Annotated in this window: 4 protein-coding genes, 3 rRNA genes and 1 pseudogene; all 8 read right to left on the bottom strand. The window is 48.0% G+C overall.

Features of this window, described 5'->3' with window-relative positions; all coding sequences use genetic code 11:
• Positions 1 to 279: 279 nt before the first annotated feature.
• The 8 genes and pseudogenes from rrf to rpoC all read right to left on the bottom strand — a co-directional run bounded on the left by rrf (position 280) and on the right by rpoC (position 13,476).
• Positions 280 to 395 (bottom strand): 5S ribosomal RNA (gene rrf, locus HUB64_RS21100).
• A gap of 187 nt (positions 396 to 582) precedes the next feature.
• Positions 583 to 3,485: ribosomal RNA gene (locus HUB64_RS21095) — 23S ribosomal RNA — on the bottom strand.
• Positions 3,486 to 3,847: 362 nt separating this feature from the next.
• Positions 3,848 to 5,390 (bottom strand): 16S ribosomal RNA (locus HUB64_RS21090).
• The 16S, 23S and 5S rRNA genes sit together here, the layout of an rRNA operon.
• A 221-nt stretch (positions 5,391 to 5,611) precedes the next feature.
• Positions 5,612 to 5,905, bottom strand: a pseudogene (locus HUB64_RS21085) (GTP-binding protein); the annotation flags it as partial.
• Positions 5,906 to 5,977: 72 nt separating this feature from the next.
• Positions 5,978 to 8,074 (bottom strand): elongation factor G, encoded by a 2,097-nt coding sequence (gene fusA / locus HUB64_RS21080; RefSeq protein ID WP_006083603.1) that lies wholly within the window; start codon positions 8,072 to 8,074, stop codon positions 5,978 to 5,980.
• A gap of 78 nt (positions 8,075 to 8,152) precedes the next feature.
• A complete protein-coding gene (gene rpsG, locus HUB64_RS21075) occupies positions 8,153 to 8,623 on the bottom strand; it encodes a 30S ribosomal protein S7 (protein ID WP_011787570.1) in 471 nt (156 codons plus the stop codon).
• Between the two features lie 81 nt (positions 8,624 to 8,704).
• A complete protein-coding gene (gene rpsL, locus HUB64_RS21070) occupies positions 8,705 to 9,079 on the bottom strand; it encodes a 30S ribosomal protein S12 (protein WP_006083605.1) in 375 nt (124 codons plus the stop codon).
• A 179-nt stretch (positions 9,080 to 9,258) separates the two neighbouring features.
• Positions 9,259 to 13,476: a DNA-directed RNA polymerase subunit beta' gene (gene rpoC / locus HUB64_RS21065; protein ID WP_105251033.1), complete on the bottom strand. Its 4,218-nt coding sequence runs from the start codon at positions 13,474 to 13,476 to the stop codon at positions 9,259 to 9,261.
• Positions 13,477 to 13,540 lie beyond the last annotated feature (64 nt).

The raw sequence follows: 13,540 nt of genomic DNA, 5'->3' as shown, positions 1-13,540 counted from the left end.
CAAAAAAATTAATATTTTTGTATGCTAACGGGAAACTAACCACTAAGCAAAAGGACTTATCAAACTAAGCGAGATCTTCATGTAAATAATCAACTTAGAGTAGAAAAGTCTGAAATAAAGGAAGGAAAAAACGTAAAGAACTAGCAGAAGAACCAAAACTAAAATGAATAGAAAAATGCTAGATAGCATTGGTCTTTAAATGACAATTTAACAAATTGCATACGCAAAAAAGCCAGCTTATTCAGCTGGCTTCGTTACATCTCAATGAGATAATTAGGCGCTTGGCGATGACCTACTCTCACATGGGGAGACCCCACACTACCATCGGCGCGTTTGCGTTTCACTTCTGAGTTCGGGATGGGATCAGGTGGTTCCACAAGGCTATTGTCACCAAGCAAATTCTGTTTATTACCGTGTCCATCTCTGGCTCACGCTAATAATAATTCGGAAAGCTGATTTTCTGTTGAGTCTTTAACTTTATCAAGTATCTGTATTCTGTCTAAGGCTTTCGTACGACCTCCATGGAAGGAGGAAGTGCTAGAAAATGTCTGGAACATTTTCAGTAAAACCCATCTGGGTTGTATGGTTAAGCCTCTCGAGTCATTAGTACATGTTAGCTCAACGCCTCACAACGCTTACACACCATGCCTATCAACGTCCTAGTCTCGAACGGCTCTTTAGAGGAATTAAATTCCTAGGGATGACTCATCTTAGGGCTCGCTTCCCGCTTAGATGCTTTCAGCGGTTATCGATTCCGAACGTAGCTACCGGGCAATGCCATTGGCATGACAACCCGAACACCAGCGGTTCGTCCACTCCGGTCCTCTCGTACTAGGAGCAGCTCCCTTCAATCATCCAACGCCCACGGCAGATAGGGACCGAACTGTCTCACGACGTTCTGAACCCAGCTCGCGTACCACTTTAAATGGCGAACAGCCATACCCTTGGGACCGACTTCAGCCCCAGGATGTGATGAGCCGACATCGAGGTGCCAAACACCGCCGTCGATATGAACTCTTGGGCGGTATCAGCCTGTTATCCCCGGAGTACCTTTTATCCGTTGAGCGATGGCCCTTCCATTCAGAACCACCGGATCACTATGACCTACTTTCGTACCTGCTCGACGTGTATGTCTCGCAGTTAAGCTGGCTTATGCCATTGCACTAACCGTACGATGTCCGACCGTACTTAGCCAACCTTCGTGCTCCTCCGTTACTCTTTGGGAGGAGACCGCCCCAGTCAAACTACCCACCAGGCACTGTCCCTAATCCCGATAAGGGACCTAGGTTAGAACATCAAAACTACAAGGGTGGTATTTCAAGGACGACTCCATCATGACTAGCGTCACAACTTCAAAGTCTCCCACCTATCCTACACATGTAGGTTCAATGTTCAGTGCCAAGCTATAGTAAAGGTTCACGGGGTCTTTCCGTCTAGCCGCGGGTATACGGCATCTTCACCGCAATTTCAACTTCACTGAGTCTCGGCTGGAGACAGCGTGGCCATCATTACGCCATTCGTGCAGGTCGGAACTTACCCGACAAGGAATTTCGCTACCTTAGGACCGTTATAGTTACGGCCGCCGTTTACCGGGGCTTCGATCATGAGCTTCTCTTGCGATAACCCAATCAATTAACCTTCCGGCACCGGGCAGGCGTCACACCGTATACTTCCTCTTGCGAGTTTGCACAGTGCTGTGTTTTTGATAAACAGTTGCAGCCACCTGGTATCTGCGACTCCCGTCAGCTTAGAGAGCAAGTCTCATCACCAACAGGAGCGTACCTTCTCCCGAAGTTACGGTACCATTTTGCCTAGTTCCTTCAGCCGAGTTCTCTCAAGCGCCTTGGTATTCTCTACCCGACCACCTGTGTCGGTTTGGGGTACGATTCCCACTAACCTGAAGCTTAGAAGATTTTCCTGGAAGCATGGCATCAACTACTTCAGTCCCGTAGGACCTCGTCATCAGCTCTCAGTGTGTACATTAAAGTACGTGTTCCCGGATTTGCCTAAGAACACCACCTACCACCTTAAACGCGGACTACCAACGCCGCGCTAGCCTAGCCTTCTCCGTCTCTCCATCGCAGTTAGCGGAAGTACAGAAATATTAATCTGTTTCCCATCGATTACGCCTTTCGGCCTCACCTTAGGGGTCGACTCACCCTGCCCCGATTAACGTTGGACAGGAACCCTTGGTCTTTCGGCGAGGGGGTTTTTCACCCCCTTTATCGTTACTCATGTCAGCATTCGCACTTCTGATACCTCCAGCGTGGGTTACCCCTTCACCTTCAACGGCTTACAGAACGCTCCTCTACCGCGCACAGTAAACTGTGCACCCGTAGCTTCGGTGACTAGCTTAGCCCCGTTACATCTTCCGCGCAGGCCGACTCGACTAGTGAGCTATTACGCTTTCTTTAAATGATGGCTGCTTCTAAGCCAACATCCTAGCTGTCTAAGCCTTCCCACATCGTTTCCCACTTAGCTAGTACTTTGGGACCTTAGCTGACGGTCTGGGTTGTTTCCCTTTTGACGACGGACGTTAGCACCCGCCGTCTGTCTCCCGAGTAGTACTCATTGGTATTCGGAGTTTGCAAAGGGTTGGTAAGTCGGGATGACCCCCTAGCCTTAACAGTGCTCTACCCCCAATGGTATTCGCTCGAGGCGCTACCTAAATAGCTTTCGAGGAGAACCAGATATCTCCCGGTTTGATTGGCCTTTCACCCCCAGCCACAAGTCATCCGCTAATTTTTCAACATTAGTCGGTTCGGTCCTCCAGTTGATGTTACTCAACCTTCAACCTGCCCATGGCTAGATCACCGGGTTTCGGGTCTACACCTTGCAACTAAACGCGCAGTTAACACTCGGTTTCCCTACGGCTCCGCTATTCGCTTAACCTCGCTACAAAATGTAAGTCGCTGACCCATTATACAAAAGGTACGCAGTCACGGTCTCAAGAACCGCTCCCACTGCTTGTACGTATACGGTTTCAGGTTCTATTTCACTCCCCTCACAGGGGTTCTTTTCGCCTTTCCCTCACGGTACTGGTTCACTATCGGTCAGTCAGGAGTATTTAGCCTTGGAGGATGGTCCCCCCATATTCAAACAGGATGTCACGTGTCCCGCCTTACTCGTTTTCATCAATGGTTAGTTTTCATGTACGGGGCTATCACCCTGTGCCGCTGCGCTTTCCAACGCATTCCACTAACACCCCACTGACTTAAGGGCTAATCCCCGTTCGCTCGCCGCTACTAGGGGAATCTCGGTTGATTTCTTTTCCTAAGGGTACTTAGATGTTTCAGTTCCCCTCGTTCGCCTCGCAACACTATGTATTCATGTTGCGATAACAGCTTATGCTGCTGGGTTCCCCCATTCGGACATCGTTAGCTCAAATGCTTGTTACTAGCTCGCCAACGCTTTTCGCAAGTTACTACGTCCTTCATCGCCTCTGACTGCCAAGGCATCCACCGTATACGCTTAGTCGCTTAACCATACAACCCAAATGAGTTTCACTCATCTGCGCCGCATTGCGACCAGCTTGGTTTTACTTGTCTCACTTCTGACCAAAGAAGTGGACGCGCCTTAGACGTAAACTATTCAATAAAGAATAATTTACTATTGAATATTCAAGACACTTAATAAAGTGTTTGAGAACTCATGTTCAATGCTTGCGCATTAAACGTTTTGTAATTAATCACATGACAGACTCATGTAATTAAATACTATCAGCTTTCCAAATTGTTAAAGAACAATGCGTACCGGCTCGCGGCGCATTTAGCTCTGACTTCTCCTAAGAGAAGCTAAACAAGCAATCTGTGTGAACACTCAACAAACATTAAGTTAGTCGTATAGGTAAGGAGGTGATCCAGCCCCAGGTTCCCCTAGGGCTACCTTGTTACGACTTCACCCCAGTCATGAACCACAAAGTGGTGAGCGCCCCCCCGAAGGTTAAGCTACCCACTTCTTTTGCAGCCCACTCCCATGGTGTGACGGGCGGTGTGTACAAGGCCCGGGAACGTATTCACCGTGGCATTCTGATCCACGATTACTAGCGATTCCGACTTCATGGAGTCGAGTTGCAGACTCCAATCCGGACTACGACGAGCTTTGTGAGATTAGCTCCACCTCGCGGCTTTGCAACCCTCTGTACTCGCCATTGTAGCACGTGTGTAGCCCTACTCGTAAGGGCCATGATGACTTGACGTCGTCCCCACCTTCCTCCGGTTTATCACCGGCAGTCTCCCTAGAGTTCCCACCATTACGTGCTGGCAAATAAGGATAGGGGTTGCGCTCGTTGCGGGACTTAACCCAACATTTCACAACACGAGCTGACGACAGCCATGCAGCACCTGTCTCACGGTTCCCGAAGGCACTAAGCTATCTCTAGCGAATTCCGTGGATGTCAAGAGTAGGTAAGGTTCTTCGCGTTGCATCGAATTAAACCACATGCTCCACCGCTTGTGCGGGCCCCCGTCAATTCATTTGAGTTTTAACCTTGCGGCCGTACTCCCCAGGCGGTCTACTTAATGCGTTAGCTTGAGAGCCCAGTGTTCAAGACACCAAACTCCGAGTAGACATCGTTTACGGCGTGGACTACCAGGGTATCTAATCCTGTTTGCTCCCCACGCTTTCGTGCATGAGCGTCAGTCTTTGTCCAGGGGGCCGCCTTCGCCACCGGTATTCCTCCAGATCTCTACGCATTTCACCGCTACACCTGGAATTCTACCCCCCTCTACAAGACTCTAGTTCGCCAGTTCGAAATGCTATTCCTAGGTTGAGCCCAGGGCTTTCACATCTCGCTTAACAAACCGCCTGCGCACGCTTTACGCCCAGTAATTCCGATTAACGCTCGGACCCTCCGTATTACCGCGGCTGCTGGCACGGAGTTAGCCGGTCCTTCTTCTGTAGGTAACGTCACAGTAACAGCGTATTAAACTGCTACCTTTCCTCCCTACTGAAAGTGCTTTACAACCCGAAGGCCTTCTTCACACACGCGGCATGGCTGCATCAGGGTTTCCCCCATTGTGCAATATTCCCCACTGCTGCCTCCCGTAGGAGTCTGGGCCGTGTCTCAGTCCCAGTGTGGCTGATCATCCTCTCAGAACAGCTAGGGATCGTCGCCTTGGTGAGCCATTACCTCACCAACTAGCTAATCCCACCTAGGTTCATCCAATCGCGGAAGGCCCGAAGGTCCCCTCCTTTCCCCCGTAGGGCGTATGCGGTATTAGCAGTCGTTTCCAACTGTTATCCCCCTCGACTGGGCAGATCCCTAGGCATTACTCACCCGTCCGCCGCTCGCCGCCTCAGGAGTAAACTCCCTTGCGCTGCCGCTCGACTTGCATGTGTTAGGCCTGCCGCCAGCGTTCAATCTGAGCCATGATCAAACTCTTCAATTAAAGTTTTGTTGCTTCCGTCTTGCGACTTCAGCGGCTCAATGAATTCTGATTTTTTGTTTCTAACTAAAGAAACAAACTGTACATATTGCTATGAACACTCATTGTTACATTGATTTAAATTTTTGACTGCCAACCCGAAGGTTAAGCAGTTTCGATTAACTCAACACCTGTGAGTGTCCACACAGATTTCTTGTTTTATCTTGTTAAAGAGCAACTCANATCTGTGCAGCACCAGTGATCATGTTTTTAACATAGTCAGCGTGGCCTGGGCAGTCTACGTGTGCGTAGTGACGTGAAGGCGTGTCATATTCGATGTGAGAGGTATTGATCGTAATACCGCGCTCACGCTCTTCTGGAGCGTTATCGATTTGAGAGAAGTCTTTAGCTTCGCCACCGTAGGTCTTAGCCAGTACGTGAGAGATAGCTGCAGTCAGTGTGGTTTTACCATGGTCAACGTGACCAATGGTGCCCACGTTTACGTGAGGCTTAATACGTTCAAATTTAGCTTTTGCCACGATATATTCCTTTCTTTTCAGAATAGTCCAGTCAGTGCTGGACCATAATAACATTTATGTCGTAACTGGATATTAGCTACGAGATTCAATAATCGCTTTTGCAATGTTTTGCGGTGCATCAGAGTACTTCAAGAACTCCATAGAGTATGAAGCGCGACCCTGTGTAGCAGAGCGCAAATCAGTTGCATAACCAAACATTTCAGAAAGAGGCACTACAGCATGGACTATTTTGATGCCACCGAAGCCATCATCCATCCCTTCAATTAAGCCACGACGACGGTTCAAATCACCAACGACGTCACCCATATAATTTTCAGGGGTAGTTACTTCTACTTTCATGCAAGGTTCGAGCAACGCCGGATTCGCTTCAAGCGCACCCTTTTTGAAGCCCATAGAACCTGCAATTTTGAACGCCATCTCGTTCGAATCCACATCATGATATGAACCATCGAACAGAGTGACCTTCACGTCCAACACAGGGAAGCCAGCGAGAACGCCATTCTTCATCTGTTCTTGGATACCTTTATCAACCGCAGGAATGAATTCACGAGGAATCACACCTCCCACAACAGCATTGACAAATTCGTAACCAGCGCCTTCTTCATTAGGCTCTAGTTTTAACCAAACGTGACCGAATTGTCCACGACCACCTGATTGGCGTACAAATTTACCTTCAGCTTCTACTGAAGCTCGGATAGTTTCGCGGTAGGCCACTTGTGGCTTACCTACGTTACATTCAACACCGAATTCGCGACGCATACGGTCGACGATGATGTCTAAGTGTAACTCACCCATACCCGAAATCAGAGTTTGTGATGATTCTTCGTCAGTTTCAACTCGGAATGATGGATCTTCCGCTGCAAGCTTTTGCAACGCGATACCCATTTTGTCCTGGTCGGCTTTTGACTTAGGCTCAACGGCAATGGTAATTACTGGCTCTGGGAACTCCATACGTTCCAAGATCACTCTATGATCGTTATCACAAAGCGTATCACCCGTAGTCACTTCTTTTAGACCAATCGCCGCTGCGATATCACCAGCACGGACTTCTTTCAGTTCAGTACGATCGTTTGCGTGCATTTGCACCATGCGACCTACGCGTTCACGCTTCTGTTTGACAGAGTTGTAAACGCCCGAACCTGATTCGAGTACGCCAGAGTACACGCGAATAAAGGTCAAAGTTCCTACGAATGGATCTGTAGCAATCTTAAATGCCAATGCAGCAAAAGGCGCATTGTCATCTGATGGGCGTTCTACTTCTTGGTCGTTCTCATCGATGCCCTTAATTGGAGGCACATCAATTGGCGCTGGCAAGAATTCAATAACCGCATCAAGTACCGCTTGAACGCCTTTGTTCTTAAATGCAGAACCACAAGTCGCTAAAACGATTTCATTATTTATAGTACGCTGACGTAGCGCCTTTTTAATTTCGTCTTCTGATAGCGTGCCTTCTTCAAGGTACTTATCCATCAGTTCATCCGAAGATTCGGCTGCCACTTCAACCAGATACTCATGCATTTCAGCCGCTTTAGCTGCTAACTCTGCAGGGATCTCCTCATAAGTGAAAGTCATACCCTGGTCTGATTCATTCCAGTTAATTGCTTTCATCTTGATTAAGTCGATCACGCCTTTGAAGTTTTCTTCTGCACCAATATTCAATTGAATAGGCACACAAGTGGCTCCAAGACGAGTTCTAATTTGCTTCACTACACGTTCAAAGTCTGCACCTGCACGGTCCATCTTGTTGATAAATACCAAACGTGGAACGCGGTATTTATCAGCTTGACGCCACACTGTTTCTGACTGAGGTTCAACACCAGATGAACCACAGAAAACGACAACAGCACCGTCGAGGACGCGCAGAGACCGTTCAACTTCAATAGTAAAGTCAACGTGACCAGGGGTATCGATGATATTGATGCGGTGTTCAGTGAATTGAGCATCCATACCACGCCAGAATGTGGTTACCGCAGCCGAGGTGATAGTGATACCACGCTCTTGCTCTTGAACCATCCAGTCTGTGGTAGCGGCGCCGTCATGCACCTCACCGATTTTATGAGACAAACCGGTATAGAACAGAACACGTTCTGTTGTGGTGGTTTTACCTGCGTCAACATGAGCACAAATACCGATATTACGATAACGCTCAATTGGGGTTGTACGAGCCACGATTATACCCTCTCCACCAAGACCTAAGCCTTGGCAATATCAACAACTATGGTGTGGGCCTAAGCCCACACCATCATATTACCAACGGTAATGAGCAAAGGCTTTGTTAGCTTCAGCCATGCGATGCACGTCTTCACGCTTCTTAACAGCAGTACCTTTGTTTTCAGACGCATCCAGCATTTCACCTGCCAGACGTAAAGCCATAGATTTTTCACCACGCTTACGAGCAGCTTCAACTAACCAGCGCATCGCCAGTGCGTTACGACGCACAGGACGAACTTCACATGGTACCTGGTACGTAGAACCACCAACGCGACGAGATTTAACTTCGACTGATGGGCGAACGTTGTCCAGGGCTGCTTCAAGGATAACTAAATGGTTTTCGCTTTTCTTTTCAGCGACAACATCTAGTGCCTTGTAAATAATTTTTTCTGCAGTCGACTTTTTGCCGTCTTGCATAATGACGTTGATGAACTTAGCCAGCAACTCACTGTGAAACTTTGGATCTGGTAGGATTTTACGTTGTCCTACAACGCGACGTCTTGGCATAACAATTCTCCGTATGCTTCAGGGATTTCCAAAACTGGAATTCTCAAAATAAAACTAGCTTGGCCTTACTTAACGGATAAGTTAAGACTTAGGACGCTTAGCACCGTATTTAGAACGGCTTTGGCGACGTGAAGTCACGCCTGCACAGTCTAATGCGCCACGAATAGTGTGATAACGCACACCTGGTAAGTCTTTAACACGACCACCACGGATTAAGATCACGCTATGTTCCTGCAGGTTGTGGCCTTCACCGCCGATGTACGAAGTAACTTCGAAACCGTTAGTTAGACGCACACGAGCTACTTTACGTAGTGCAGAGTTAGGTTTTTTAGGGGTAGTAGTGTACACACGTGTACAAACACCACGTTTTTGCGGGCACGCATTCAACGCAGGCACGTTAGTCTTGTCGACTTTTGGCGCGCGTGGCTTACGTACCAACTGGTTTACAGTTGCCATGTATAGCTCCGAGTCAGTTGAATCAAACTCAACGATAAGGTGTGAAAAATCTATATCCCACAATGGTGGGACGCGGAATTTTAGAAAGGTAATGCCTGACTGTCAAGAAATAGCCAACTTTTGCGGCATATTACAAGAAAAAAGGCGCCATAGGCGCCTTTTTATAACAAACTTATTACTTAATCTTGGCTACCAGCCAAGTTTAAGAGATCGGCCAAGTTCTGTTCGGCTTCACTTGCAGTGATCTTGTTCACTACTACAGGTTCGTTTTTCTTCGCACGCGCTTCATTACGAGTCTTGTGATAAGCGTAACCAGTACCGGCTGGGATCAGTCGGCCAACGATAACGTTTTCTTTCAGACCACGTAATTGATCGCTCTTACCACCTACGGCGGCTTCGGTCAGTACGCGCGTGGTTTCTTGGAACGATGCTGCTGAGATAAAGGATTCTGTTGCCAGAGATGCTTTAGTAATACCCAGTAGTTCACGTTCAAAGGTCGCAGGCACTTTACCTTGGGCGATCAGTTCGCGGTTAGCGATCTTCACGCGTGACACTTCAGCTTGTTCCCCTTCGAGGAAGTCAGTGTCACCGGCAGAAGTGATAAGACACTTACGCAGCATCTGACGGATGATCACTTCGATATGCTTATCGTTGATCTTCACGCCTTGCAGACGGTAAACGTCCTGTACTTCGTTCACAATGTAGTTAGCTACGTTGTGGATACCACGAAGACGCAGAATGTCGTGCGCAGCTTCTGGACCGTCAGCGATAACTTCACCACGTTCGACTTTTTCACCTTCGAACACGTTTAAGTTACGCCACTTAGGGATCATCTCTTCATAATGATCGCCGCCATCAGCAGGTGTAATCACCAAACGACGCTTACCCTTGGTCTCTTTACCAAACGAGATGGTACCAGAGATTTCCGCCAGAATAGCAGGCTCTTTTGGCTTACGCGCTTCGAACAAGTCAGCAACGCGTGGCAGACCACCGGTGATGTCGCGTGTTTTAGACGATTCCTGAGGAATACGAGCTAATGCGTCACCCACGTTGATTTGCGCGTTATCTTCTAAGTTAACGATCGCACTACCTGGTAAGAAGTATTGTGCTGGCACTTCAGTACCTGGGATCATCAAGTCAGCACCATTAGCGCCAAGCAGACGGATCATTGGGCGCATTTCTTTACCCGCAGTACCACGCTGACCAACGTCAAGGATCACGATTGATGACAGACCCGTTAGTTCGTCTGTTTGACGTGTCATAGTGACACCGTCAATCATGTCTACGAACTTGATACTACCCGCCACTTCAGAAATGATTGGGTGAGTATGTGGATCCCAGTTAGCGATAACATCGCCCGCTTCAACAGCTGCTTCTTCTAGTTTCTCGAGCACAGTACCGTATGGCACTTTATAACGCTCTTTCTCACGACCCAGCTCGTCAATAACGGCCAGTTCAGAAGAACGAGAAACGATAACTAGTTTGCCGTCACTGTTAGTAACATGCTTAGCATTATGCAGTTTCAATGAACCCGAGTTTTTCACTTGGACATTGTTTTCTGCAGACGCTCGAGATGCCGCACCACCGATGTGGAACGTACGCATCGTTAACTGTGTACCTGGTTCACCGATAGATTGTGCTGCCACAACACCGATGGCTTCACCGTGGTTGATAATATGACCACGAGCCAAGTCACGACCGTAACAGGCTGCACACACACCGAAATCGGTATCACAAGAAATAACAGAACGTACAATCACTTCGTCGATTGAATGCTCTTCTAACTTGTCACACCATGCTTCGTCGAGTAGCGTGTTACGTGGTGCTAATACGTCTTCAGTGCCTGGATAGAACACATCAATCGCAACCACACGACCCAGTACGCGTTCACGTAACGGCTCAACCACATCACCACCTTCAATCAGCGGTTTCATGGTTAGACCTTCGTGAGTACCACAATCGTCTTCGATAACCACTAAATCTTGTGCAACGTCTACAAGACGACGAGTCAGGTAACCCGAGTTCGCTGTCTTCAATGCCGTATCGGCTAGACCTTTACGCGCACCGTGAGTAGAAATAAAGTACTGGAGTACGTTTAGACCTTCACGGAAGTTAGCGGTAATTGGCGTTTCGATGATTGAGCCGTCTGGCTTAGCCATCAGACCACGCATACCCGCCAACTGACGGATCTGTGCGGCACTACCACGAGCGCCTGAGTCAGCCATCATATAGATGCTGTTAAACGAGGCTTGTTTCTCTTCAACGCCATCACGGTTAATCACTGTCTCAGTTGACAGGTTTTCCATCATAGCTTTAGAAACTTTTTCGTTGGCACTTGCCCAGATATCGATAACTTTGTTGTAACGCTCACCGGCTGTGACTAGACCAGATTGGAACTGCTCTTGAATTTCAAGAACTTCCGCTTCTGCATCAGCAACTAAGGTGTATTTCTCGTCTGGAATAACCATGTCATCGATACCGACAGAGGCACCAGAGATGGTTGCAAAACGGAAACCGGTATACATCAATTGGTCAGCGAAGATAACAGTATCTTTCAGACCCAGTTGACGATAACAGGTGTTCAACAGTTTAGAGATCTGCTTTTTGCCCATGTTCTGGTTAACCAGATCAAATGACAAACCTGCTGGCAGAATAAGTGACAGCAAAGCACGACCCACAGTCGTATCAACGATACGGCGTTGTTCAGTGCGCTCACCATCGTCACCAATAATGGTTTCAGTGATACGAACTTTAACGCGGGCATGCAGTTCAGCAGCGCCAGTTGCGTAAGCTTTTTCAACTTCAGCAACAGACATAAATGCCATACCTTCACCACGGCCGTTAATACGCTCACGGCTGGTATAGTACAGGCCCAATACCACGTCTTGAGACGGGGTGATAACAGGCTCGCCGTTGGCTGGTGACAGGATGTTGTTGGTAGACATCATCAGGGCACGGGCTTCAAGCTGCGCTTCCAGTGTTAACGGTACGTGTACCGCCATTTGGTCACCGTCGAAGTCGGCGTTGTATGCCGCACAAACGAGTGGGTGTAACTGGATCGCTTTACCTTCAATCAGTACAGGTTCGAACGCTTGGATACCCAGTCTGTGCAGTGTTGGTGCACGGTTGAGCATCACTGGATGTTCGCGGATCACTTCATCCAGAACGTCCCAAACTTCCGCTACTTCACGCTCAACCATCTTCTTAGCCGCTTTGATAGTAGTAGCTAAGCCACGACCTTCTAGCTTGCCATAGATGAATGGCTTGAACAGTTCCAGTGCCATCTTCTTAGGAAGACCACATTGGTGCAGACGTAGAGTAGGACCTACGGTAATTACCGAACGACCAGAATAGTCAACGCGCTTACCCAACAAGTTCTGACGGAAACGACCTTGCTTACCTTTGATCATATCAGCCAAAGATTTCAGAGGACGCTTGTTAGAACCGGTAATAGCACGGCCACGACGACCGTTATCTAATAGCGCATCAACAGACTCTTGTAACATACGCTTTTCGTTGCGTACGATAATGTCTGGCGCAGCTAAATCTAACAGACGCTTCAAACGGTTGTTACGGTTGATCACGCGGCGATACAGGTCGTTAAGATCTGAAGTCGCGAAGCGGCCGCCATCGAGCGGTACCAACGGACGTAAGTCAGGTGGTAACACAGGCAGTACTTTTAAGATCATCCACTCAGGCTTGTTGCCTGAAGTGTAGAATGCTTCCATCAACTTAAGACGTTTAGTCACTTTCTTGCGACGAGTCTCAGAATTGATTGAAGGCAATTCTTCACGCATTTGTTCGATTTCTTTCGCTAAATCGATAGCACGTAACAGTTCAAGTACTGCTTCGGCACCCATTTTAGCTTCGAACTCATCACCGTATTCTTCTAATGCATCCAGATAAGTTTCTTCTGTCAGCATTTGGCCACGTTCAAGGCTGGTCATGCCAGGCTCGATCACGACAAATGATTCAAAATACAGTACGCGTTCGATATCACGCAGCGTCATATCCAGCATTAAGCCAATACGTGACGGCAGTGATTTTAAGAACCAAATGTGCGCAACTGGGCTAGCCAGTTCGATGTGACCCATACGCTCACGACGTACTTTAGTTTGGGTTACTTCAACGCCACACTTTTCACAAATAACACCACGGTGCTTCAAACGTTTGTACTTACCGCACAAACATTCGTAATCTTTGACTGGGCCAAAGATACGCGCACAGAACAGACCTTCACGCTCAGGCTTGAAGGTACGGTAGTTGATGGTTTCTGGCTTCTTAACTTCACCAAAAGACCAAGAACGGATCAGATCAGGCGATGCCAGACCAATTTTGATGCCGTTAAATTCTTCAGTCTTGCTTTGCTGTTTCAGAAACTTTAATAAGTCTTTCACGTTTCTCTCCTGAAGGAGTTAAACCGGGTGCTCCGCTTGCACGGAGCACCATTCTGTTTGCCAA

It is taken from the genome of Shewanella sp. ISTPL2, assembly GCF_013283205.1.
Taxonomy (GTDB): Bacteria; Pseudomonadota; Gammaproteobacteria; order Enterobacterales; family Shewanellaceae; genus Shewanella; species Shewanella oncorhynchi.
Note: the sequence above shows the minus strand (reverse complement) of the source record. Positions and strands in the feature narration are given on the sequence as shown.

Excerpts from the sequence above, each read along its gene's own strand:
- rpsG (WP_011787570.1), bottom strand. The coding sequence starts at position 8,623 with ATGCCAAGACGTCGCGTTGTAGGACAACGTAAAATCCTACCAGATCCA.
- rpsL (WP_006083605.1), bottom strand. The coding sequence starts at position 9,079 with ATGGCAACTGTAAACCAGTTGGTACGTAAGCCACGCGCGCCAAAAGTC.